Source organism: Candidatus Uabimicrobium helgolandensis (assembly GCF_041508025.1).
Taxonomy (GTDB): Bacteria; Planctomycetota; Uabimicrobiia; order Uabimicrobiales; family Uabimicrobiaceae; genus Uabimicrobium; species Uabimicrobium helgolandensis.
Genome location: NZ_CP165719.1, coordinates 4,727,414 through 4,752,115 on the forward strand (window position 1 = coordinate 4,727,414; position 24,702 = coordinate 4,752,115).

Below are 24,702 nucleotides of genomic sequence, written 5' to 3' on the forward strand. Positions count from 1 at the left end.
TCTTTTATTTGAAGCTACGTCGATGTTTACAGTTTTCATAAAATTTAAATGTCGACGCCTAATATATTGTTTTTTCAGTTTTCTTGGATAAAATGTCCACTTTTTACTGCAAGCCAATTACAAATATTGATTTTGCTGTCACTGCAAGCTTCTTCATAGCTTATCGCTTGCAATCTATCAATGTAGATTAAGGTTTCGTCTGTTTCGTAATCTATAACTTTCTCTAGAGGAATCCACTGAGCAATAGCTTCGCAAAATCTTTGTTTCCTTAGACTTTCTAAATCTTCGTGATTTAAGTACCCTGTAGAACTCCATTTTCCAAATATACGACCGTTTGTAAAAAAAACTGGAGGAGTTATTTTCTCTCTATTTTCTTTGGATGTATCTAAAATGTAAGATTCTATTTTTTTCCATATTCGAAAAGCTTTTTCTAGGGCCTTGTAAGCGTCATTAAAGTTCTCAGCTATCTGCCAATCAATATAAATATTGTTTATTGGACGAAGAAGTTTATCTAGTGATTTTATTTTGGCTTGGTATGCCACAGTATTATCGCGAAAATGCTCTATGTGAATCTGCACTTGTGATTGGTTGGATATTACGCGTCCAAAGTAACGGTCACAGGCATAAAAAATCCATTCACCTATTTGAAGTTCGTTAATATTATGTATGTACTGCCAAGTTTCAATTACATCCCCAGCATTGTTTTTTTTATAGAAATAGTTGTTCATTTTTTATCTTTAATAATTTTGAAATTAAAAGGAAAGAGGAGTTTTATCCTCTTTCCTTTTAAGGGATACTCCTAAGCGCTTTCTTCTTGAGAAGAAGAAACTAAATCGTGGTAATAGCCATTTTTTTGCATTAATTGCTCGTGTTTACCACGTTCTACGATATTACCATTTTTCATAACGATAATAAGGTCGGCCTTTGCTATTGTTGACAAGCGGTGTGCGACAACAACAACTGTTTTCAATTTAAAAATTTCTTCTAGGGCTTCTTGAATCCATTTTTCAGTAAGAGAATCGATGTTTGCTGTAGCTTCGTCCATTAGAATAATCGGAGTATTGTGAGCCATCGCTCTTGCAAATACAATTAATTGCCCTTGACCAGAAGATAGATTGCTGCCGTTTTCTTTAACCAGAAAATCTAAACCACCGTCGAGATCGTGTACCCATTTGTCTACACGAGTAATGGCAATTGCATTTAGTATATCTTCTTCACTAATGTTTGGATTTCCTAAGGTGATGTTTTCACGTATTGTTGTTGGAAATAATACTACGTCTTGGTGAATAATAGCCATTTTTTCGCGAAGATCTTGCGCATCGCTTATTTCTGTTTCGCCAATATAAATATGACCTTTGTAACCATCATATGTTCTTGTAAATAGCCTACCAATTGTGGATTTACCACTACCAGTTGCCCCAACTAAAGCAACTACTTCACCTGGCATTACTTTAAAGTTTATGTCTTCAAGAACTTGTGGACCTTCTTCTTTGTAAGCAAATGACACATGTTGAAATTCGATAGAGAGGTCTTTTTCTGCAAGTTTTTTTGTGCCTTTGCTAATTAGATCGGGTACATGTAATAAAGAAAAAACGCGTTGCAAGGCAGCGAATGCTTGCTGAATCGTGGCGAATTTACCGCTTAAGTCGCGCACTGGCACAAAAATTCTTTCAACCAAATCAACATAAACAATAATCACACTAATCTCAACAATACCGAAATTGAATCCCATTGCCCAGTACAATAAAGCAGCTACCGTAATAGAAGCAACGCTGTCTACTATAGCATAAAGAGATGCATCATATATATTTGTAAAGATAGTCGCGCGCCTATACTCGCGGTTTACATTTTCGAATTCTTTATTGCTATTATCATAATGATTGAATAATTGAATGATTTCAACACCTGATATTCCTTCGGCCATGTATGCGTTTGATTTTGCAAGTTTTTTTCGAACAATTAAATACCAATTTCGCAGTTTTTTACCAAACCAGCGTACAGTGATCATGACAATTGGAACTGCAATGATGATAATTAGGGATAATTGCAAATTGATTGTCATCATAACAATGACAATACCAAAAATGGTAAGTACATCGACAAAGACTGTTGCGATTCCTGAACGCAAAGAGTTGCCTAAAGATTCGGCATCGTTTATTGTTCGCGTGAGTAGAGCCCCTACTGGATGCTTGTCAAAATACGCCATTTTAAGTTGAATAACGTGATTAAATATTGTCTCGCGAATACGAGAAATCGTACGCAGAAAAGCTAAATTGACGAGATAATTAAATATACTGCGCGATATATATTCAAAAACAACAAATCCTAAAAATACCAGCCCTACAAAATGTAGTCCTGCTAGATCACTTTGGGTTATTTTATCGAGACCTGTTTTCAGAATAAATGGACGTGCTAGATCAAAAAAAAGTGTCGCAAACATTAGCAAAAAAGAGGCATAGTAGGACTTACGATAGGGGTAAGCGTGCGACCAAAATTCTCGTATTAATTTTTTATTACTCAGTTGTTCCATCATCGTGTCCTTGTGCTTGATATTGGTATATTTCTTGGTAAAAACCTGGTTTGGCAATAAGTTCGTTATGGGTGCCTCTGTCTACAATTCCTCCATCTTGCATAACGAGTATTTCATCTGCCCACTGTATCGCAGATATACGATGAGAAATAATGATAAACGATTTTTCCGTAGCAAAGTTACGCAAGTTTTCAATAATAGTGCTCTCTGTTTCGTGATCTACGGCAGAAAGCACATCGTCTAAAACGTAAATATCTGCATCTTTTAGTAGTGCGCGCGCTAGTGCCACTCTCTGACGTTGTCCCCCTGAAAGCATAATACCTCTCTCCCCTACTAGAGTGTCTAATCCTTCTGGTAGTTGCTGAAGATCAAGAATAAAACCTGCAATTTCTAAATAGGATAGTAGCTCCTTGTCAGTTCTTTTACCAGCTAGATTTAAATTGTCACGCAAAGAGGTCGAAAATAAAAATGGTCGTTGTGGTACAGAAGAAAAATATTGCCTGTATACTTGTATGTCGCAGTGGGCTGCATCAAAGTCATCAAGATATATTTGTTTACTTGAAATATTGTTTAAGCGTTGTATACAATCGATTAGAGTCGTTTTTCCCGATCCCGTTTCGCCAACTATTCCCAAAACTTTTCCTGGTGGTAGTTGCAAGTGAATATTCTTCAATGAGAACTTTTGGCCATCCCCTTCTGGTGAATGAGTGTAATTGCAATTTACAAGTTTTAAGTTGCAACCCTTTTTTTGCCATGGGGAGAGTTGTTCTGTTACTTCAAGTAGTTGTGGTTTAGCTAAAAGAATTTCATCTAAACGATGCATGGCAGGTAAAGCTCTATTAATAGAATTTAGCATCCATCCTAGAGACATAAGAGGTGGTAAAACCATAGAAACATATCCAATAAAAGCTGTTAATTCTCCAAGAGAGAGTTTGCCGCTTATGACCTTGGTACCTACGATCCATAAAATTGTAAAAACAGATACACTACCGACAAAACGAATAAGAGGTAATGAAAAACAACGAATTTTTGCGAGTTTAATGTTTATGTCTAAAAACTGTTGATTGGTAGAAGCAAAGCGCTCGCTAAATCTATCTTCACTACTATAACCTTGAATAACAGAAACACCCTTGTAGGAAGATAAACAAAAAGAAGATAATTCGCCGATTTTTTTATCTGATTCTTTCCAGTAGCGAAACATCAAAAGAATACTTGTTTGAACAATAAGATAAGATACGACCATTGGTATTAGTAAATAAAGCGTTGTTGTTGTATCCATACGCATCATTGCTGTAAATCCAAAAATAAAAGCGAATGACACATTGAATACTTGCATAACGGAGAATCCAAACACTGAACGCACAAACATAATATCGTGGGCACAACGATTTACTAAGTCACCCGTTTCGTGCTCAGTAAAAAAATTTCTTTGCAACAGAAGCAGTTGACGAAAGTAATCATTTCGTATATTGTACTCTATCATTCGGCCAGGAGTAAAAAACATATGCCGCGACAAAGTTCTCACAACAAAAAGTATTGCTGCGCATACAATGATGTAGTATACAAAAGGGACAACAGTCTGCGCTGTTGCTTGGGATGTTTGTACAGCGTCAATAGCTCCTTTTATTGACTCTATTATCATAACTGCCAGTACTTTGGTACCCGCTACAAAAAACATTCCTAGTACAAACCACCATATATAGGTGAGAGCATAACGTTTACAATAACTTAAAAATATCTTCACTTGTTTTCCTACTTATTATTTTGCATATGTAATAGTGAATAACAAACAAATAAAGTGGCTGACATAATAATTTGATTTTTATTTTGATTTTTGATTGTTTGTTGTTAGATTAGGGCGTGTCCTCTGAACTATTTTTAAAATGAAATATGCATGTTGAACGTAAGTTATTTTTATTGAATAATCATACGAACAAGCTGTATATTTTCGTTTGTAGAAAAAATGTAGTTTTACTTGAATAAAAAATTGTAATTGACTACAGGTCCTCACAGGAATACGATCCTTATATCATATTTTATAAGTATTGCAACAAAAATCGCATTGCGTAGGAGGCTGTTTATGGAATTTGAAAGATGGTTGCTCAACAAAGGACTTAGCGGAGATTTAACTTCTGAAGCCTTTCAAAAAGCAAAACAGGTTTATCAGCAACAACAAAAACAAGGAAATAAAATAAGTGTTGTTGAAGTCCTTATTCAGTTGGGTTATGTGGACAACGAACGTCTAAACCAACTAAAGCAACAATATATTAAGGAACAGAATAAACAGCACGATTCTTTAGAGGATACAATGATACAAAGACACAAGTTGACTCTTTTCGAAGAACTACTTAAAAAAGATAAGTCAGAGAAAGTTTCTGGAGATGCGATTTATCCTACGCAAATTATTGAAGAAAAAAGTAATTTAAAACCAGACCTTAATCCTGTATCTTTCGATGATACCGTGTTACGGCAAGAAAATTTATCAGCACCTCTTGTTGCTAATGATTCTCCCCCAGCCTCAAAAAAACAGATAAAAACGATTGGTCGCTATAGAGTACAAAGAAAACTTGGTGAAGGAAATATGGGAGAAGTTTTTTTAGTACACGATGACAATTTGCAACGCGATATCGCATTAAAGCTTATTTCTAGCAATGTTAAGAATAGTAAAAATATTGAACGTTTTCGCCGAGAAGCGCGCGCTGTTGCACAGTTAAACCATCCAAATATTGTCGGTATTCTCGAACAAGGAGAAGTTGACGATAATATTTATTTTACAATGCAGTATGTAGAAGGACAGTCTTTAGAAGAATATTTAGAAAAAAACAAACGAATGTCTTTGCGTAAATCAATAGAGATTATTGTGAAAGTCTCGAAAGCACTGCATTCTGCCCATCAAAAAAAGATTATTCATCGCGACATAAAACCTGGCAATATCATGCTAGACAAAAAAGGTGAACCTTTTATTATGGATTTTGGTTTAGCGCGAGACATAGATGATGAAAATAAAGTTACCAAAACACAGTCGTTTGCAGGGACACCTTCTTATATGTCTCCAGAGCAAGCGCGAAATCGTCACAGTGAAATAGATGCGCAAAGCGATATTTATTCTCTAGGAGTAACCTTTTATGAGCTTCTTACTGGTCGATTACCATTTGAAGCACGTGAGCTAGTTACCCTACTTACACAAATAGCAAAATCACCACCGCCACCACTCACATTTTACATAAAAGAAATTCCAAGTACAATTGAAAATATCTGCTTAAAAGCTATGGCAAAAAGTAAGAATAAACGTTATTATCGAGCCATTGATATAGCAAAAGATCTTGAAGAGTATACAAAAAAGAAACGAATAAATAAAACCCATCACGTTGCATTTGAAAAAGAAAATTTACATTGGAAATCCAAAAAAGGTATCACTGCAATTGCAACATCTTTTTTGCTAGGGTTGATTGTAATGTTTGTTTTTACTCCTTCTTCTAATAAGGAGGAAGTACAAGCATTAACAGAAGAAAATTCTAATCTTAAAAAGCGAATAGATATTTACAAAAGTATAAAATCAGTAGAAGATCTTGATCTCAAAATAAAAGGTAAATTAGGTGACACAGCTAGCAAAGAATTTATTTTTATAGGTAAACAAAGAGGATTATTTAAAACGCCACTGGTGTATCGAAGTTTTCTATACACATCACTGGCGAAAAAAAAAGGTTCAAGAAGTAACCGCCAAAAAACCTTATACGCTGTAAGATTAATAAATAATACTTCTAATAACGCTGGTATCTTTGATGAGTCGAAAAACCAAGGTCATATTTACAAAAAAGACCTTGGTTTTACAAAGGTTGCTGATTGCCGCTTGTGGAAAGGTCGAGTCTTTTTTATTACTGGTCAAGGAATATACGCTTTTCGTGGAAATAGCTGGGAACACATATACAGAAAGGGTGTTTTTGGCGAGACTTCGTCACCTGTATTTTATAAAAACACCATGTTTTTTATTAGTTATAGTAAACGCTGTGTTGTAAGTTTGAATATAAAAACAGAAGAGTTAGATGAATGGACTTTAAAACTGAAATATAATAAAAAACAAAAATCTAGTTTTTTAGGAATAAATAAAGGAATTTTGGCTGTTACAGATGAAGATAAAGTGCGTGTTTTTGATCTAGAAAAAGGAGCGAAACAAATTGCTGAATATACGACGAAATCTTCTGTCGATTGTGCTCCGGTTATAAGGGATGGTAAGATATACACATCTTCTGGAAAATTTTTCGAATCTTTTAATTTCTCGAAAGGGGAATTCTCTGCTGTGTACGATGGTTTAAAAGTGGATAAGCATTCGGGAAGTAAAAAGCCGGTACAATTTGGTAAATATTTGTATGTAGTTTCAAAAGGCAATTTGGTTGCTTTAGAGGAAATTGAATCGCAATTTTTTAAAAGTAGCAATATTATCAATGATGTTATAACAACTCCTATAGTTTTTGGTTCGAGAATGATCTATTTTGCTAGCAAGCGTTCTATATTTTTGTACATATATGGAGTAGAAATTATGAAATATGATTTTCAAAATAGTGAAATGTATGTAGATTGGTTTGCCTCTAACAAAAATATTTACTACACCGTAACGCAAAACAAAAATAAGTCAGACGAAACTTCTTATATTTACAAATTTGCGAAATAATTATGATAAAAATACGACGGAACAAGAAATTTAAAGTAGCTGTAACAACACAAGGTTGGATAAATAAAATTTCTTCTATGGCACAAGAGAAAGATTATTCTAGGGTGAAGTTTGTTCTCGAAAAAAATGTGATCAAGGAAAAAGATGCTATTGACGCTATTTGCTCTCAAATTTTAGAGAACAACGATAAAACTCTAATTCGTATACTATTTGAACGTCGTATTCTTTACAAACGTAGGTATAAATTTCTTTTAAAATTACCGTTGAAAAAATTTGCTAATAGAAAAAATAAAGATATTTCGCGCAAAAATTTTTACATTGGCAATGTACTTGTTGAATATGATGTTGTTTCTAGAGAACAAGTAGGGAAGTATTTACAAATTCTGCATAAAATGGAACAAATTGGCCTCGATGGATCGTGGAATATTTTTGCTGCAAAAACTAAATTGATTTCAGAAGATGTTCTTTTGGCAATCTTGGATCGTATACAAGAAAAAGTAGCTACTTTTGAAATCAAACAAAATTCTATTGGCAATATTCTTCGCTCGCAGAAAATTACATTTTCATTGACGGCAAAACTATTTTTAGTTTCTATTACGTTTGCTTTATTGTTTTTTCCTTTGCTCCTTATTTCTATTGCTTCTTATGAGACGATTATAGGTGAGGCGGAGGCCCCTCCTCTTGACCTAACTCCTAAAATTTATTCGCAAGTAACTATTTCAAAAAAAGTTGAGATTAAGAACAATAAGTTGGATAAAGAAAAATATTTTGCTGTACGAGAAAATCGTCTATGGGGAAATGAATTTATTACGGCATCACAGTGGGAAGAACTAGCAAAGAAATTTCCACCAAATCAATTTCCAAATACTATTCCTGAATTAGCGATTATTGATGTTAAATATAGTAAAAATATGGTGATTATCTCAGGTAAATTAGACGCGCCTTTTATGCCTGTCGATTTGAGACTAAAGCCGTTCGTGGTTTTAAGAAAATGGCAAAGTGAAGAGTTTATAGCTAAAGAAATTTCTCTTGATAAAGAAAATCAATTCAAAATAACAATAGAACAAACTTTGGCTACTGGCCACTATGAATTACTTTTACAGTTGAAAAAAATAGATCAACCATCGTTTACTAAGAAATTTATAAATAGTTCTAACCAGACCTGGATGGTTTTGATGCAAATTGGAAGCGATAGTTTGATTATTCAAAAGCAACAACAAGAAAAACAAAAACTTATGGAGTACATTTCTCTGCTAAAGAAACAATCACAAAATCAAGAAGATATTACGCAAATCGCAAAAACTGTATCTTTACAAAAATTTATATTTATTAATGACAGTAAACCGTTTGCTATGTTGATTAGTATATTGAATAAGCAAAAAGATAATAAAAACATAAATGATCGAAAGTTTCTTGTTAACTTATGTAGAGTTGAAATTGAAATTTTGAAGTACAAGTATCAAGTGCAAAAAAAACACTATTTCAAAGTCTTTTTTTTACAGAATTAAGACGAAGAGTACTAGGACGAAGTGGTGTTGGATTTTTCGAGTAAGGAATATTAGGGCGTGCCATCAATTAGATATTAGTAACCATCGTAGCCGTAGTCGTGATCCTGGCCGAATATTTTAAGTATTTATTGAAAAAAAAATCGTAGTTGTTCGATTATGAGTACGGCTACGATCACGCTCACAATTACGAATTTTTCAGCGTAGTATTTTAAATTAATGACAGTCCTAATACCCATCACAAAACCATACTTGTAGATTGTCAGTAAAATGATGATTTGTAAATTATCTTCAACTACGCCCAGTTATAAACTAGTTAGGTGTTTGTAAAAATTTTCGTAAAAACAAATATTTATTTAGGGTATTCCCATTCAGAAATTTAGTGGCAAAATGCGAATCTGTGAAAAACAAGGAAACAAATCAGACACTGTACATTATGAGACAATAAGAAACCTGAGAATATGATGAGTACTTATACAAATCCCGGTATCCTATTGAAAATTTTTTCAAAAATTAAAACAATACCGAATTATTGTTATTCGTTACTATAAAACGGCTCGTAACTTGATTGAATATTTGGTCAATTCTATTATTTTAATTATTATAAGAAATAAAGCCTAAATGTCAACATTTCCTTGTTTTTTGGTTTCTTCGCGAATAGCAGAGCTCATTTTTTCTTTTACCTCTTTGGTGAGAAACACATCGCAATGTTTTTTTTCATAGTAGTAAGTTACATAACTATTAAGAAATCGCAATTGTTTTGAGTAGCGGCGGCAAACATAACATATTAATAAATGTAGCCGTATTTCAATTCTTGTTGCCCATGGTAACTTTCTTTCTAAAGAGTCGGAAAGAAGTTTGGCAATATCTTGGCATCTTAGCATATTTTAACCTGTTTTTGTAAACCAACATTTTTCTAGACATTGACGCATTTTGAAGCGTGCTCGATGTAATCTTACCCACAAATTTGCGGATGTGATTTGTAATTCAGTACAAATATCTTCAGAATTCATTTTTTCTAACATTTTTAACTGAAATACTTGCTCCATTTCTAAGGGCAAATGCGCAATACATTTTTCAAATACTTCCCAAAACTCTTTTTTCTCAAGTACTTTTTGTGGATTTCCGGGCCACCTCTTCGGACTTTTTTTCCAGTGACCACGTTTATCAAAATACTCATTTTCAGTATCGTCAATACTAATTGGTTGTTGTTTTTCCATTTTCCGGTAGTGGTCTATGATTTTATGTTTTAATATACCAAACAACCACGTCTTCTCTGAAGAACGTCCCGAAAAATTTTTGCGCGCTTTTAGGGCTGCGAGAAATGTTTCCTGTACTACTTCTTCTGCTGATTCGCGTTTGCAGATACGAGCTAATGTAAATCGAAGTAACTGATCACCATATAATTCAACCCAATTATTGGGATCTGATAGTGAATTTTGATTATTTTTCATAACTAAGTTTTGTTTAGAACTTGCACAAAATTTAATTTTATAACAGGCTCTTAGTCGTAACCTTAAAAAAAACTATACAAAAATTTTATATTTTTTATACAATAAAAATTCAGAAAGCCTCTTGTTTTGACATTTGCAAGGTCGTGAGTCATCTAACATATATTTCGAAAAGGTTTATATAATCAACTACAAAGAAATTATCTACATCATATATACATCACCTTTATCTATAGCACTTATATTCTTTGCTTTAGGTGTTATATTTTCAAGTATTATATATAAAATGTATTTAAAAAATATACAAAAAAAATATAGTAGTGCAACCCACCGAGAAAAAATAGCTTTTTTAGAAGAAAATAGGTATCAAAAACAGCAAGTATTATCACTTAAAAACGATAATGAGAAGCTCGTTATCGATTTGCTTAAACTGCGAAATCATTTACAAGAAGAGAAACGTGAAAATCAGAAATTGCAAGGTTATGAAAAGCAAGTCCAAACTTTGGATAAACAGGTAAATGAAAAATCGCTGGATATTTTTCGTTTACAGGAATCAAACATTACTTTGCAAACACAGTGCTCTATGTTACGTATAAAGATGGAGCAAATTCAAAAGAATAGTGAAGAAAAATTAAATTGGGTTCAAGGGATGCAGCAGCAGCTAGGGCATACATTTAAATCTTTGGCTGCAGAGTCTTTACAAAACAATAATAAAAGTTTTATGCATCTTGCACAAACTATTATGGAAAAATTTCACGGACAAGCACAAATGGATTTAGACGGCAGACAACAAGCAATTGATCACTTAATAAATCCTATTTATAACTCTCTAAAAAAAGTAGACGAACGTATACGAGAAATGGACATAGAACGCAGCAATGTTTATGTTAGTTTGACGGAGCAAATCAAAAACCTAGCACTAACACATAACCAACTTCATGATGAAACCTCTAATTTAATTCGCGCCTTACGTACACCTACAGTAAGAGGCCGCTGGGGGGAAATACAACTTAAACGTGTAGTTGAAATTGCTGGAATGGTGGAACATTGCGATTTTGTGCAGCAGCAATCTGTGATGTTTGGAGATGGAAGTTTACGCCCTGATATGATTATTCGCTTGCCCAATGAAAAAAATGTAATCGTTGATTCTAAAGCACCGCTACTTGCGTATTTGGAAGCAATAGAAATGCCTGACAATGAAAAAAGAATTGAAAAGTTGAAACTTCACGCAAAGCACGTACGCAATCATATTTCTCAACTAAGTAGTAAGGCGTACTGGGAACAGTTCCGTCACACACCGGAGTTCGTGGTCTTGTTTATTCCTGGAGAGAATTTTTTCAGTGCAGCTCTTGAACAGGATCGGCAATTAATTGAATATGCCGCGCAGCAGAATGTAGTTCTTGCAACTCCAACATCATTAATCACATTGTTGCGGACTATCTCTTACGGATGGAAGCAAGAAAAAATCACTCAACACACGCAACAAATTAGTGATTTGGGAAAAACTCTCTACGAACGATTACAAATTTTTGTTGCTCACTTACACGAAATGCGAAAGGGTTTAGAGCGTTCTATCGATTCCTACAATAAAGCTGTTGGTTCTTTTGAGAATCGTGTTTTAGTAAGTGCTCGAAAATTTAAGGATCTTGGAACCAATGACCAAGATATTGAAGTGTTGACAACTATTGATAAATACCCTCGTAAACCTGGTGATAATGATGACTAGGTCTTGTAATGCTTGTATTAAGACAAACGACTTGTAGTTAAAATTTCAAAACAAGAGTAAGGAAAATAGATGGATGACTTAAAAATACTCGATTTTGCGGTTATTTTTCGCAATATAATTGATGTGGGAAAACCTACTTGGGAAAATCGCAAAAGAATACTTGAAGAAATAGAGCCTGTTACTGTTAAAGAGGATGAGCTATTTACTTCAATGAATAGGGTATCAGAGACAGTTTGTTCTTTGTCAAAAAAACAAATGCTACGCTTTGAATTACCGGAAATAGAGGTTTTAGATCTACCAAAACTTTATTATCTTTCAGATAGACTAATTATCGAAAAATTTGAAAAAAATAATAGGCACACCATACAGGTTTATCCTTCGTTACATAGATCGGGAACTTTAACTTGTAATTTTCATTTTCGCGTAGAAGAAAATTGCTCAGTGGAAGAAACTATCCATTTGATTCGCATTAATTTACGCACCTTGATTATAAAAATACCTAGTGAATTTATACCATATGTCGATACTTTTGAGTGTAAAGATGAAAAAACACGTCTTGTTAAAAGTGACAACGGTGAAGTCTATCTACTAACAACTCTCAAAAATTATACGTCAAATGTTATTCGCCCATTATTGAGACATTTGTGGTGTAAAACAATTCAAACCGAGATTAGTTTATTTCGTTGTGTATCTTCCACTCTGGTACAGCTTTATAAAACAAGCCCTGAATATTCTTCTGTAGATGAACTGGTTTCAAATTACGCAAATGAGTTACTTGCTATAGGCACTATGCATAAAACCTATCAAAAAAGTGCTACTGCAAGTGAACATTTTACTAACGATTTGTCTAGTGATGAAGAGTTAGGGGTTTTTACTTTTGGTCTTTCTGACCTACTTATTTTTGATAATACTTATGAAGATGTTACGAAAGCAATACAAGAGCGAAAAAAATTGAAAGACTTTTACAGCGCTGTTATGTACAATACTATGCATTATGGGATTTTATTTGAATGGTTATACCTAGAAAAATTTATTATTGATCGCTATAATCGTTTACTTTCGAGGGCAATTGCCGGAGAAAACACTTCTCCATCACAAATGCTTTTGTTGCAAAAACAGTCGATGCAAGACCTAATCATGTATACAGCAGGAATCACTCCTTACCCATCGCGCGAAGAATTTTTAGAAAAAGCACGTTTGGCACACCGTGTGCCAGAACTCCAGGAGAAATTAGAAAAAAAACGAGATTTAGCAACAGATTATGTGATCCAAGAATATACTCTTCGTACCAATAAAGCGATTCAGTTAGTGAACATTTTTGTATCAGCAACAGCAGCATTTGGGCTTATGGAAGTTATTTTAAGTATATCTCAACAGCCAACAAGTAAAATGTTTTGGGGAGGTATAACTTTTGCTCTGTTCATTGGAGTACTATTGTTTTTATCTGTTAGCTCAAAAATTATCTTATCTAAAAACAGGAGATAACTATGTACAAACTTTCAATAGAGGCGGATAGTTTAAAAGAAATGCTTCAAGAATTTTCTGATACATTTGAAGAAATGGGATGCGTTGTTTTAAAAATAAATGAAGAAATACCAGAAGAATTGGATAAAATGTTAAAACTTCATGATGTTTTGCTGGTACGCAAAGGAGAAGGATTGTCTGAAGAGGTTGTTAAAGAGCTTCTTGAAGAAGATTCTGAAGAAATATGCTCTACAGTAGTCGAAAATGAAGATTGCTGTGACAGAATTATTCAGCTACTTGAAACCAAGGGTTACAACATCAGTAAAGAAAATGAAGAACAGGATTAGAAGCCGTTTGTTTATGGGGTGTTGTTAGAGATATCTTTTAATAAAGAAATGTGAGTTCTATTGAAAGTCTATATTTCATAAAGAATACAAACGTAAAATTATTTTTTATTAATTGACGGCACCCCAAACAAAAATTTGAATCGAGGCACTATCTACTAAATTTATCATAGGAAAATAGAAAATTTACTTGTCAAAACAGGCCATTTTGCATAAAATTTTCTTTATCGATAACATTTTATCCCTCTAACACACTACTCCTGAAAATATTAAAAAATTTCTTGGCATAGCAAAAAAATATACGCAAACCATCTATCTTAAAAGGAAAGCTGGAATGAGAAGATATAAGTCATATCAGACTGGAAGTGTTGTATTTCCAACAATATTATTTACATCATTGTGGATTATCACGATGACTATTTTCCTGCTTTATTACACGCATTGGCAGTCGACCAAGCAAGATATTGCAGCTTATAAAAGTCTAAACGATGAGTTGAGAACAAATTTACGCAGAAATCTCGATGAGCAGTTGCGTGGTGTAGAGAATTTAACTGGTTTCTACGGTGAAGATGATGCTCGTACTTCTTTAGATAAGATTATTAGTAATCTAAATACCATTATTAAAAATAAGAGTTCTGAAAAAGGAACAAAACAATATTACGGCATTTATGGTCTGGCTTCACCTGAGATATACAGAGAAAAGCTCACAGCAACAACATACCCTATCAACATCGAAACAGTACTAAACGCTTTTGAAGCAAGAATTATTGAATTGCAAGACCAAGAAGGAACACTCAAAGAATCTTTCAATGAAATTCAAAAAGATATTGCAGCAAAAACACAAGAATATGTGGTGATAAAAGATCACCATAACGAAAGAATTGAACAGCTTAAAAGAGAAAAAGAAAACTTAGATCAAAAATACAAAAATTTTATTTCTAAAGTAGTTGATCAAAAAAACTTAGCTGTTAAAAACAAAGAAGACGCGGAAGCAAAACGTCGTGAAAAAGAAAATACTCTTAAGAAAAAAACACTGGAGTACGAAAACGTTATTTTGAAAAAAATGAGCGATATTCGACTCCTTCAAGCAGAAAAATATGGTGGAAAAGAAAAACAACTTAGCCAACCAAAATTATTTGATGCTTCTGAAGAAACTATCGATGGACAAGTGGTCTTTAGTAATCCTTTAAGTAATGCTATTTATATTGATTTAGGACGTAAAAATAAAATCTTCAGAGGCTTAAAATTTGATGTATTTCGTTTAGCAGAGCGCGGCGAGAAGGAATTCAAAGGCCGTATTGAAGTAAAACGCGTTATGGATAAAATCAGTGAAGCCGTTGTTGTTAGTCAAATAGATGAGATGGACCCTTTAGTGAACGGCGATGTTATTGTAAATCCTATATTCAATCAAAATAAGCCGATGTATTTATCTTTTACAGACAACCGTTTAGAAAAACCACGTCTTGCTCAATTGGTTAAAGACGTACAAGAAGTTGATGGCATTGTAGAGAAAAAAGTAACTTCAAAAACAAACTTTGTTGTTATTGATAATGATAAAAAAGGCCAAGAGCACGAAAATTATACTTCTGCTGTCAAATTTAAAATACCATTAATGGACGAAAGAACTTTACTCAAATATGTTGGCGATCAATAGGGAGACATTCTGTCTCATTGCAAGTCTTAACACGTAGGAGTTTTACAAAGGAAATTTACAATGAAGTCTGATGGAGCCTCTCGAATATTTTTAGGTATCTTTTTTGTTTTATGGCTTACTTTTTCAGGTTTAGTATATTATGTGCATACAAATTATGAAGATACTAAAACAAAATTACGGGAACACAAAAATACATTAACAAAAACAACAAAAAACATCATTCTCATAAAGAAAAAGAGATTATTAGAGTTATCTAATCTTGTGGGTTACCATGAGGCTTATGAGGATAATTCTTTACAAGATGTGTATTCATATATCGAATTAAAACAAGATGACTCTTTATGGAATAATACACGAACTAGTCTTGATGCTATTGTTACTAAAATAGAAGCAATTACTTCAAACAGTGCATCTGTTCGTAATAAAGAAGCACTAGGTATTACAGTTCCCGAAGTAAAAATTGATAAAAAAGATTTAATACAGGTTGAAGGTTATAGTAGCAAAATCGTAACGCTTGAAAAACTGTGGAATGAATATACTAGTCGTATTGAAAAGCTTCAATCGTCTATAAAAGTCGTTGAAGATGACATTAATAAAAACAAAAAAGAATACGATGATCTTATCGTTGCAGAGAGAAAAACAATTGTCTCTCTAGAGACAGAGATTGAAGAAAAAAAACAAGCTATAGAAGATTTACGAACTGAAAAAGAAGAATTATTAAAAGAAGAAGAAGATAAAAGGAAGAAAGCGCAACTTGAAAATTCTGAAGAACGCGATCGTCTTGCTGAACTAAATGAGCAAAAGCGCATAGAAGAACAGAAATATAAAGAAGAGATTTCTGATCTCGACCAAAGAATATCAGAACTTAAAGATGAAGCTGCAGGTCAAACCGGTATCGATAGATGGTTCCAAAATCAAAAACGCCAGGCAAAGCAACAAGAAATGCCAGATGGTGAGATTATATATGTAAACCAAAAACTAAAAATAGCTTATATCAATATTGGACGCTCTCAAGGTGTACTTCCTGGCCTTAAATTTGATGTATTTCGTTATGGAAAAGGCGGTCAAAAGATCGCGAAGGGTAAAATAGAAGTTAAAAAAGTGCGCGACAAAATGAGTATGGTTGGTATTTTAAGTACTACCGATGATTTGTCACCAATCACAAATAGCGATAAAATTATCAACGCTGTTTATGACAAAAATAAAGTCAAGTATTTTGTGATTGCCGGAAATTTAGTTCAAAAGTATTCAAGAACCCAAGTAAAAAGAATGGTTGCTAAAATAGGTGGGACTGTAGAAGATGAAATTACAGCAAAAACAGATTTCATTATACTAGGCAAAAATTTTGCTGACGATGCTATTTACAAGCGAGCAGCACAACTTGGAATAGAAACAATGCTTGAGTCTGAGTTTATCCAACATTTAGATAATTGGGAAAACTAAATTTCAAAATAAAACACGCTGGCATGCCGAAATGCCAGCGTTTTTTTATTTGTAGTAGTTTGATGAAAGTGGTCATTTAAAGATATAAATGAGAGTAGTGGTATTTGTTCCAAAAATTTTAGCGTAAATAGAACGTATTAACATTTGGACTTTATTATAGTGAGAGTTGTTTTGGGAGAGTTGAGGCACTCTGAAACGCACAGAGCTCTATTATTTGATCAAATGTATAAATTATCAGGAAGATAAATGTTGATGCGCGTTAACTTACATTAAGTTACTTAGTGTCTTTATTTTTCTGCTTTTTCTTTGCTTCATAAAAAAAACGCGCTGCTTCTTCAGGAGTAGATGCTTTTTCTTCACCAAAAACGTGAGGATGTCTTTCTACCATTTTAGTATGAACTTCCGACACAACATCATCCATAAAAAACAATTGTTTTTCTTCGGCTAAGTTGATTATGAAAATTAAATTGAATAAAGCGTCACCAAGCTCTTCTTTGAGATTTTCGTAGTTTTCGTTTTCAATAGCTTGAATAACTTCATTGATTTCTTCGACAAGGCAGTTTTTAAATGTTGCAAATGTTTGCTTTTGATCCCAAGGGCATCCTAATTTAGGATCTCGAAGAGTTTTGGCTAGTTTTAATAGTTTATGCATGATTTTTTTGCAGAAAAAAGGGGTAACGCACTTGGCAGGGCTCGAACCTGCAACCGCTGGTTTCGTAGACCAGTACTCTATCCAGTTGAGCTACAAGTGCTGTTGTCGTAGACATTCTACGATGTAAAATTTAAAAAGCAAGAGAATTTTTAAAAAAAAATCAAATGTAGTTAATGAAAATTTTCTATACACTTGTAGCCCTTGTAATTACGTATTTTAAATTGATTATAAATAATGTGCTTTAGTTGTAAATTTGGTATCCCATAAACAGCGATCTAAGAACCTGTTACAAAATTAGTTGGTGAAAAATTCGAGTATTTTAGCTTCAGAACTTTTTGCGCGTTGCAACAATTCTTTGTTGATTAAAAGCTTTGAAATTGGACTAGGATTCGATAGACCCTAATTTTCTCCGACTTTATATGAAGTTGTTCACGTGCGTGATGTAAATGATGTTCAAAATTTACAATATAACTTACCTGTTTAGGGCTACCTGGGATCTCATCTCCAAGTTGTGACAAATCCATTATAATCTGAAAAAATATATTGAAAACATTGTATATATTAGTAATATACTAGGAGCCCAAAAGCATCTGTAAATTTTCGCTTCAACACAATTTTGTAATAGACTCTAAATAGCAATGTTTATAATGCAAGAGTTAGGGCATGTCGACACGCCCTAATGTTATTTTACTCTCAAGAAGGGAGCATGAGGATTAAAAAAGGTTTCATACCCAGGTGGGTTATAATTCCTGCCTTTTTTTCAAAAAAAGGTTTCCTCGCCATAGCATGATGAAAAAATGTCGTAAATGTTCAAATAAATTAATCTCACAAGTAACTATTTGTGAGAAATGTGCAATGCCTGTTTTATTTGAACCTGAAAATAACCATTTTCCTCGTCCGTCACATTTCTTAAAGCAATTGAAGCAGGCAAAGATAGACGCAATAAAAGATACAAAGCCAATACCTCTTTTTGATGATGAAGATGATAATGCCTTAAAATCGTTGAGTTCAACAGAGCTTTATATTGAAAGTGGTCTGGATATTATTGAAGATTCTCAACCTCCAGAAACTACGGCTGAAGCATCAGTGAAAAAAAATAAAAAAACCGCTTATAAAACCATTAGTATCCCTTTGTTTGATGATCGAAAATCGTCAGGAAGACTTTCAAAAATAGACGAGTTAGAGGATGATGAGTCAGAAGAGTTAATTATTTCTGATTTAGAAGAGGATGACGAGATAGAGGATTTGGGATATGAACCTGAAATCGTAGGTGTTGCAGGAATAGATATAGAAGAACCTGCGTCTGAAGTGGACATCGATATTGACATGGAATACATGCCTCTACCAGGAGAGCAGCAAGAAAGTAAAGAAGAATTAAACGAGCAAGAGAAAGAGCAGCCTGAAGAAAAAAGAACAATCACTAGTGAAAATAAACAAACGCAAAAAATATCTCGTGTAGCACAACAATCAAACTTGAAAGTTGAGTACATTGATGGATATCCAGATACATGGGAGTGGGTACTCTTTGAAAATGACACTGAAAATCGTTTTGGTTACCAAATTTCTGGGCGAGAAAAAGAAAGAGGGCATTTCGATTTTTTAGTTTTTCCTGATGAGAGCATTTCTTCTGATAGCGTTATATCTAAAATCAGTGAGCAGCAAAAAACCGAAATCACATCTTTAGTACGCGAAGGTAAAACGATGGAGTCGGTACGACAATTACGCAAAAATTTTAAAGCGCTTTCTATTCGCCAAGCGCAAAAAATCATCAAAAAATTTGCGCGCCAAGAAAAATTTAAAGTGCAAAGTTTTGACATGATAATAGATACTTTGCCAACGAAAAATAAAAAAGTTATCTTGCGAATTTTAAAGCAAGGTAAAACATTGGAAGCTATATACCTATTCCGCTCAATGACAAAAATGGGCCTCAAGGAAAGTCGTGAGCAAATTGAGTATCTGTGCGAAAAAGAAAGTTTAAACTACAATCCAATGCAAATTACTACTGAACACTTAATGATCAAAAAAGGTTCGACAGATGGTCTCGTTATTGTTATTCGTTTAGTACTTCTAGCTATTATTTCTTTCATTGTGTGGACGATTATTTCCTAATGACAACACTTAATCTTGATAATATTGCGATTGTTTTAGTTGAAACAATAACGCCTGGCAATATCGGGGCTGTAGCAAGAGCAATGAAAAATATGGGTATTAGTGATTTGCGTTTAGTGAACCCGAAGCGAGATCATTTATCTGAAGATGCTCGCAAGTTGGCTCATGGAGCAATTGATATGCTAGAATCAAGTACGGTTTTCTCTTGCATTGATGATGCTGTAAGCGATTGTTCAACGGTGTTAGCAACCTCACATGACACTGTACGCTATAAAATAGAGGGTTATAGTGTTCGCGAGATCGGCAAGGTGTTGATTCCATACTGTGCAACAAACAAAGTTGCTATCTTATTTGGGCGCGAAGACATAGGTTTACACAATGAAGAGATAAAAAAATGTTCGTTTCTCATTAACATTCCGACCTTTCGCGATTATCCAGCTATTAATTTATCGAAAGCGGTTATGCTTGTTTGCTATGAGTTTTTTATGACCACTAAAATCAAATACGAGAGTACAAATCACCCTGAGCTCATTGACAATGAAAAAATGGAAAATTTTTATTCTGTTGTACTGCGTATGATTGATTCAGCAGGCTTTCGTCACAAAAACAATGACTCTTCTATTTTCATGGGATCACTGCGCCGAATTTTTGGACGTACAGGTTTAGAAGAACACGAAATGGCAGTACTTATAAAATTATTTAGCCAATTTACATATGCAGAAAAAAGACACAACAATGGAAAGTAAGTGGTACGAAGAAGGCTTAAAGTTTTCATGCAAACAGTGTGGTAACTGTTGCAGTGGACAACCTGGTTACGTATGGGTTTCTCCTCAAGAAATTGAGTCTATCGAGAATCATTTACAAGACAATGATATTCCTCACTATAGCCGCTATTTACGGCGAATAGGTCAACGTTTTTCTTTAGTAGAGCGAGATAATGGCGATTGTATTTTTTTAAGACGCGGTGAAGATGGTTTAGCGCTTTGTGCCATCAACAAAGTGAAGCCACAGCAGTGCAAAGCGTGGCCTTTTTGGAATGATCTTCTTGAGAATAAAAAGTCTTGGGACGAAGAAGCAAGTAAATGTCCAGGAATGAATAGCGGTAGACTATATTCCTTTACTGAAATAGAAGATTTTCGAAAGCAAGATCAAGACTGAATATACCTCTACAACTTGTTCTGCTTAACAAAATTTAAGCATTAACAAACATTATTTTTTAATTGCTCATAAATATGTTTATTTGTCGCTAGTATATTACCGGAAAACAAATAGTCTTTTCCTCCATTAAAATCACTAACAAGTCCCCCTGCTTCCTCGATAATAACAGTTCCAGCAGCAACATCATGTGGTTGTAGCCATAACTCCCAAAAACCATCGTAGCGACCACAAGCAACATAACACATATCTATGGCTGCTGCTCCGCATCTACGAATCCCACGAACTTGTGGTAAAATTTTATTAAAATTACTGAGATTATTGCGCTCTATTTCCGCTTTTTTGTATGGAAACCCTGTAGCAAGTAGACTATTTTCAATTATTTTTGTTGTAGAACAACTTATAGGCTGATTGTTTAAATAGGCTCCTTGCCCTACGGAAGCGCTAAACATCTCTTTGAGGATAGGAACATACACTACACCACTAACGAGCTGCTCACCGCGCTTTAAACCCATTGAAATTGCAAAAAATGGATGGCCGTGAACAAAATTGGTGGTACCATCTAGAGGATCAATAAACCAAGTGTATTCACTTTGAGCTTGCTTTGATGTAAACTCTTCGCCGTGAATACCATGCAAGGGAAAACGTTGTTCTATTCGTTGCACGATTAACTTTTCAGAAGATTTGTCGGCATCGGTAACAAAGTCGTGCTTATTTTTTTTAGTGATATTGTCTTCGCTTAGTTGCCCATAGAATTTTAGAAGAATTTTACTTGCTTCTAGGCATACTTCTTGGGCAAAAATAGTATACTCATTTCGCAAAATATATTTCCTTTAAAGTTGTTTTTTCTCTACTTTTCAATATGTGTTTTGTAGCTATTTCGCTTCAAGTTGCTTTGCCAAAGTTTCAATTGCACAGTCGAGTTGCAAATCTTTTTCTTCGGAGTATGATTGTGGTGTGTTCTCAATATAGATATCTGGTTCGACGCCAATGCCTTCGATTTCACTACCATCATTGAAATAAAAAGCGAACTCTGGTTGGGTGACAATTCCTTTGTCAATTAGCTCCTTGTCATTTATTATGCCAATGACTCCGCCCCATGTACGGGTACCTATTAGTGTACCAATCTTGAGGCTTTTAAATACTTGGCAAAAAATGTCGCCATCTGAACCTGTATATTCATTACATAAAACGACAACCGGACCTTGTAATGTTTCGCGCGGGTAGAAAATCTTTTTACCACGTCGTGGTTTCAAATGAGCAATTACTTTTCTTTGGAGCTTTTCTATAAGAAGGGGAGATACATTACCACCACCATTAAAACGAACATCTACAATAAGAGCGCTTAATGTGTATTGCCATAGAAAATCACGATGAAAAGAAATGAGGCCTTCGGTTGACATGTCGGGAACATGTAGATAACCAACTTTGCCATTTGTTTGCTCTGTTACATAGTTACGATTTTGATTTACCCAGTCTTTGTAGCGCAAGGAAACATCTGAAATAAGAGCCTTGACTGTTATGTTTTTCTGCTGTTTTTCTTTGTTTGTAATTGTTAATTCGACTTCTTCTTTTGCCAGATTAATTAGAGATTTTTGTAGGTGATTTTCTTTGTTAATTTTTTGACCATTGACAGCTAGTATAATATCGCCTTCTTTGACATTCATTCCTGGTTCTAAAAGAGGACACCCCTTACCTTGATGAGCTAAATCACCGCGATAAAAATCTTTGATAACAAATTGATCATTTACAAGTTCAGTGCGCACACCTAACATACCTATTCTTTGGTATACTAAAGGCGGCTGGTCTCCAAGGAATGTATATGCGTGAGATGTTTCTAAATCACCATGCATTTCGCTAATTACATCTGTTAATTCGCTGCGCGTTCGCACGTGCGACACTAGAGGTAAGTATTTTTTTTGTACGTTTTCCCAGTTGTCGAGTTCTTTCCAAAAGAAATCACGCTGTAGTCGCCAAGAATGCAAGAAGATTTGATGCCATTCACTATGTGGAGTAATGGAAATTTTAATTCTTTTTAAGTCGATCCATCCGCTTTTTTCACTTGGTTTTTCGTACATTTTTTTGTATGAGCTACCAGCATTTACAACACATAGTGATTTCCCCACGCGTAGTACCATTTTTTTATTGGAGTAAGAATGAGAATAAGCTGTTATTTTTTCGACAACAGTTTCTTCGTTTTTATTTGCTAGGTCGTACATAACTAGTTTGCGAACTGGTTTATCTCTGTCCTGCCAAAATTTAGGAGCGCCAAGACGGCCTTCGAGAGGTTTTTTAAGTAAAAAAACCTTATTTTCGTGTGATGTTAATTGTAAATATAAACCTTCCTTTACAGGAATTTCAACAATGCGGTCTCCAATACCTTCTAAATCAATGTGAGTAGTAACTTCGCCTTCTTCTGTTTTTTCGTCTTCAAACATCGATGAGAATGGAGAAAAACTATTACTATTTAGTATTACCATATATGGTTTTGCTGATTCAGGAAAACTATATTCAAATTGCATACTATCAGCATAAGGATTTAATACTCTCTTTGAAAGAAAATATAAGTATTTACCATGAGAAGAGAAGCGAGGGCAATAATCATTTGCATCAGGAGTTGTGACTCTGGTAACAGATTCATTGTCAAGAGAGTATAAAAAGATAGAAGCATATATTTCTTCTTCATATTTTGAATATGTTAACCAGGTAGCATCAGGGGACCAGGAGAAATCTCTAAAATAACGCGCTTGGCCTTTGTCGACTAACGTTGTTTTTTCCGTTAGTAAGTCGATAACATATAGCTCTGATTGTATAGCAACAGCAATATTGTCCCCTTTGGGAGCAAGTAGTATTCTCTCAATAAATCCTCCGCGGCCGATATTTGCGATGCGTTTGATTTCTTTATAATCTTTATCGTAAACTATAATTTCTTCTTCACCGGAAGAGTCAACCGCCGCCACAATACGTTCACCATCATGACTCCAATGAGCAAAACGATGGTTTATCGATTTTTCGCCTATTCTTATTGCAGCTCCTTGCCAATTTTTCATACAAAACAGCTGTCCGCGTGTCGTTAGTAAGGTTTTATTACCACAAGGTGAAAGATCGTAACCGGAAAGATATTTGCTTGGGGAAACAAATTTCTCGCGCAAAGAACTTCCGCAGCTTTGAATTTCAATTTCGATTTTTTTAGTTTGATTGTCGGACAAATTTAGAACATGGATTTCGCCACCAAGTTGGTAAGCAATATTATTACCAAATCGATTTGGGCGACGAACATAAAAATTTTCATGAAAAGTGTGTTGGGTGAGATTATTCCCAGAGAAATCGCAAGAAAAAATATTTCCTTGTTTTTTCGTGTCGCATAAAAAGTAAACGCGTTTTTTATGAATCATTGGTACAGAATGATGTTGTTGGTCTTTGGTAAGTTGTTTAAATGGTTGTTCTGATGTTTTTAACCATATTTTCCCTGTGCGTCCTCCGCCATATGATTTCCATGTTGCAGGATCACTATAACCTCTTTGTATTGCTACTGTTTTGCCATTTTCGGCGGTAGTTATCCTGTTACCTAGTCCAAATGGAAGTTTTTGCCAGTGGCCACCATCTTTTGAAATACGGTAAATAGCTGTGTCCTTGGAATGAGAGCCTTCTATATTACTGGCAAATAGTACATCGTTGCCATCCCAACCAACTACAGTACAAAGAGAAGGATGAAAAGTTAAGCGTTTAGCAGTTCCGCCGTCAACGGAAATGCAATATACCTCTGCACTTCCGTAGTCTCCGGCAGAATACGCTAGCCATTTACCATCATGAGATACAGCCATATCATAGGTAATACCTGGTGTTTTGGTGAAACGATTGGCAACTCCCCCCTTTAAAGGGGCTTTCCAAATATCATCTTCGCAAACAAAAAATACACTATTTTCGGTTAAAGTTGGGAAACGATAATAACCTTTCAAAATATACTCCATTTCTTAGGGTGTGCGACGTTTATCTTCCC

18 protein-coding genes and 1 tRNA gene are annotated in these 24,702 nt (G+C 34.4%); 10 read left to right on the plus strand and 9 right to left on the minus strand.

Going from position 1 to position 24,702, the window contains the following annotated elements; genetic code table 11:
• Window positions 1–74 precede the first annotated feature (74 nt).
• The 3 genes from UABHE_RS17245 to UABHE_RS17255 all read right to left on the minus strand — a co-directional run bounded on the left by UABHE_RS17245 (window position 75) and on the right by UABHE_RS17255 (window position 4,274).
• Window positions 75–728, minus strand: coding sequence for a hypothetical protein (locus UABHE_RS17245; protein WP_372364474.1), 654 nt, complete (start codon window positions 726–728; stop codon window positions 75–77).
• Window positions 729–799: 71 nt separating this feature from the next.
• Entirely contained in the window at window positions 800–2,533 is a 1,734-nt protein-coding gene (locus UABHE_RS17250) for an ABC transporter ATP-binding protein (RefSeq protein ID WP_372364475.1), read from the minus strand.
• A complete protein-coding gene (locus UABHE_RS17255; protein WP_372364476.1) occupies window positions 2,514–4,274 on the minus strand; it encodes an ABC transporter ATP-binding protein in 1,761 nt (586 codons plus the stop codon). The genes UABHE_RS17250 and UABHE_RS17255 overlap by 20 nt, the downstream gene beginning before the upstream one ends.
• Window positions 4,275–4,610: 336 nt before the next feature.
• Here UABHE_RS17255 and UABHE_RS17260 point away from each other — a divergent pair, with 336 nt between their 5' ends.
• Together UABHE_RS17260 and UABHE_RS17265 are read left to right on the plus strand one after the other, a co-directional pair.
• Window positions 4,611–7,199, plus strand: a complete 2,589-nt coding sequence (locus tag UABHE_RS17260; RefSeq protein WP_372364477.1) for a protein kinase — start codon at window positions 4,611–4,613, stop codon at window positions 7,197–7,199.
• Between the two features lie 2 nt (window positions 7,200–7,201).
• Window positions 7,202–8,707, plus strand: coding sequence for a hypothetical protein (locus UABHE_RS17265; protein WP_372364478.1), 1,506 nt, complete (start codon window positions 7,202–7,204; stop codon window positions 8,705–8,707).
• A 614-nt stretch (window positions 8,708–9,321) separates the two neighbouring features.
• On the opposite strand, the gene UABHE_RS17270 is transcribed toward UABHE_RS17265, so the two are convergent.
• Complete coding sequence (locus UABHE_RS17270) at window positions 9,322–9,588, minus strand: zf-HC2 domain-containing protein (protein WP_372364480.1); 267 nt, start codon at window positions 9,586–9,588, stop codon at window positions 9,322–9,324.
• A gap of 3 nt (window positions 9,589–9,591) precedes the next feature.
• Window positions 9,592–10,158, minus strand: a complete 567-nt coding sequence (locus UABHE_RS17275; protein ID WP_372364481.1) for a sigma-70 family RNA polymerase sigma factor — start codon at window positions 10,156–10,158, stop codon at window positions 9,592–9,594.
• A gap of 283 nt (window positions 10,159–10,441) precedes the next feature.
• Here UABHE_RS17275 and UABHE_RS17280 point away from each other — a divergent pair, with 283 nt between their 5' ends.
• The 5 genes from UABHE_RS17280 to UABHE_RS17300 all read left to right on the plus strand — a co-directional run bounded on the left by UABHE_RS17280 (window position 10,442) and on the right by UABHE_RS17300 (window position 16,786).
• On the plus strand, window positions 10,442–11,881 hold the full coding sequence (locus UABHE_RS17280; protein WP_372364482.1) for a DNA recombination protein RmuC: 1,440 nt from the start codon (window positions 10,442–10,444) through the stop codon (window positions 11,879–11,881).
• Window positions 11,882–11,950: 69 nt separating this feature from the next.
• Complete coding sequence (locus UABHE_RS17285; protein WP_372364483.1) at window positions 11,951–13,366, plus strand: hypothetical protein; 1,416 nt, start codon at window positions 11,951–11,953, stop codon at window positions 13,364–13,366.
• 2 nt (window positions 13,367–13,368) lie between these two features.
• Window positions 13,369–13,692 (plus strand): hypothetical protein, encoded by a 324-nt coding sequence (locus tag UABHE_RS17290; protein WP_372364484.1) that lies wholly within the window; start codon window positions 13,369–13,371, stop codon window positions 13,690–13,692.
• A gap of 331 nt (window positions 13,693–14,023) precedes the next feature.
• Entirely contained in the window at window positions 14,024–15,343 is a 1,320-nt protein-coding gene (locus UABHE_RS17295) for a hypothetical protein (protein ID WP_372364485.1), read from the plus strand.
• 60 nt (window positions 15,344–15,403) lie between these two features.
• A complete protein-coding gene (locus tag UABHE_RS17300; protein WP_372364486.1) occupies window positions 15,404–16,786 on the plus strand; it encodes a BRCT domain-containing protein in 1,383 nt (460 codons plus the stop codon).
• 274 nt (window positions 16,787–17,060) lie between these two features.
• On the opposite strand, the gene UABHE_RS17305 is transcribed toward UABHE_RS17300, so the two are convergent.
• Together UABHE_RS17305 and UABHE_RS17310 are read right to left on the minus strand one after the other, a co-directional pair.
• Window positions 17,061–17,438, minus strand: coding sequence for a MazG nucleotide pyrophosphohydrolase domain-containing protein (locus UABHE_RS17305; RefSeq protein WP_372364487.1), 378 nt, complete (start codon window positions 17,436–17,438; stop codon window positions 17,061–17,063).
• A gap of 26 nt (window positions 17,439–17,464) precedes the next feature.
• Window positions 17,465–17,538, minus strand: a tRNA-Arg gene (locus UABHE_RS17310).
• A gap of 755 nt (window positions 17,539–18,293) precedes the next feature.
• On the opposite strand from UABHE_RS17310, the gene UABHE_RS17315 reads away from it, so the two are divergent.
• The 3 genes from UABHE_RS17315 to UABHE_RS17325 are packed head-to-tail and all read left to right on the plus strand — an operon-like array spanning window position 18,294 to window position 20,705.
• Window positions 18,294–19,547: a hypothetical protein gene (locus UABHE_RS17315; RefSeq protein WP_372364488.1), complete on the plus strand. Its 1,254-nt coding sequence runs from the start codon at window positions 18,294–18,296 to the stop codon at window positions 19,545–19,547.
• Window positions 19,547–20,293: an RNA methyltransferase gene (locus UABHE_RS17320; protein ID WP_372364489.1), complete on the plus strand. Its 747-nt coding sequence runs from the start codon at window positions 19,547–19,549 to the stop codon at window positions 20,291–20,293. The genes UABHE_RS17315 and UABHE_RS17320 overlap by 1 nt, the downstream gene beginning before the upstream one ends.
• Complete coding sequence (locus tag UABHE_RS17325; RefSeq protein ID WP_372364490.1) at window positions 20,283–20,705, plus strand: YkgJ family cysteine cluster protein; 423 nt, start codon at window positions 20,283–20,285, stop codon at window positions 20,703–20,705. The genes UABHE_RS17320 and UABHE_RS17325 overlap by 11 nt, the downstream gene beginning before the upstream one ends.
• A 41-nt stretch (window positions 20,706–20,746) precedes the next feature.
• On the opposite strand, the gene UABHE_RS17330 is transcribed toward UABHE_RS17325, so the two are convergent.
• Both UABHE_RS17330 and UABHE_RS17335 read right to left on the minus strand, forming a co-directional pair.
• Entirely contained in the window at window positions 20,747–21,523 is a 777-nt protein-coding gene (locus UABHE_RS17330) for an inositol monophosphatase family protein (protein WP_372364491.1), read from the minus strand.
• Between the two features lie 54 nt (window positions 21,524–21,577).
• On the minus strand, window positions 21,578–24,661 hold the full coding sequence (locus tag UABHE_RS17335; RefSeq protein WP_372364492.1) for a S41 family peptidase: 3,084 nt from the start codon (window positions 24,659–24,661) through the stop codon (window positions 21,578–21,580).
• Between the last annotated feature and the right edge of the window lie 41 nt (window positions 24,662–24,702).

Excerpts from the sequence above, each read along its gene's own strand:
- UABHE_RS17245 (WP_372364474.1), bottom strand. The coding sequence starts at position 728 with ATGAACAACTATTTCTATAAAAAAAACAATGCTGGGGATGTAATTGAA.
- UABHE_RS17300 (WP_372364486.1), top strand. The coding sequence starts at position 15,404 with ATGAAGTCTGATGGAGCCTCTCGAATATTTTTAGGTATCTTTTTTGTT.
- UABHE_RS17275 (WP_372364481.1), bottom strand. The coding sequence starts at position 10,158 with ATGAAAAATAATCAAAATTCACTATCAGATCCCAATAATTGGGTTGAA.
- UABHE_RS17305 (WP_372364487.1), bottom strand. The coding sequence starts at position 17,438 with ATGCATAAACTATTAAAACTAGCCAAAACTCTTCGAGATCCTAAATTA.
- UABHE_RS17315 (WP_372364488.1), top strand. The coding sequence starts at position 18,294 with ATGCCTGTTTTATTTGAACCTGAAAATAACCATTTTCCTCGTCCGTCA.
- UABHE_RS17250 (WP_372364475.1), bottom strand. The coding sequence starts at position 2,533 with ATGATGGAACAACTGAGTAATAAAAAATTAATACGAGAATTTTGGTCG.
- UABHE_RS17295 (WP_372364485.1), top strand. The coding sequence starts at position 14,024 with ATGAGAAGATATAAGTCATATCAGACTGGAAGTGTTGTATTTCCAACA.
- UABHE_RS17285 (WP_372364483.1), top strand. The coding sequence starts at position 11,951 with ATGGATGACTTAAAAATACTCGATTTTGCGGTTATTTTTCGCAATATA.
- UABHE_RS17265 (WP_372364478.1), top strand. The coding sequence starts at position 7,202 with ATGATAAAAATACGACGGAACAAGAAATTTAAAGTAGCTGTAACAACA.
- UABHE_RS17260 (WP_372364477.1), top strand. The coding sequence starts at position 4,611 with ATGGAATTTGAAAGATGGTTGCTCAACAAAGGACTTAGCGGAGATTTA.
- UABHE_RS17280 (WP_372364482.1), top strand. The coding sequence starts at position 10,442 with ATGTATTTAAAAAATATACAAAAAAAATATAGTAGTGCAACCCACCGA.
- UABHE_RS17325 (WP_372364490.1), top strand. The coding sequence starts at position 20,283 with ATGGAAAGTAAGTGGTACGAAGAAGGCTTAAAGTTTTCATGCAAACAG.
- UABHE_RS17270 (WP_372364480.1), bottom strand. The coding sequence starts at position 9,588 with ATGCTAAGATGCCAAGATATTGCCAAACTTCTTTCCGACTCTTTAGAA.
- UABHE_RS17290 (WP_372364484.1), top strand. The coding sequence starts at position 13,369 with ATGTACAAACTTTCAATAGAGGCGGATAGTTTAAAAGAAATGCTTCAA.
- UABHE_RS17320 (WP_372364489.1), top strand. The coding sequence starts at position 19,547 with ATGACAACACTTAATCTTGATAATATTGCGATTGTTTTAGTTGAAACA.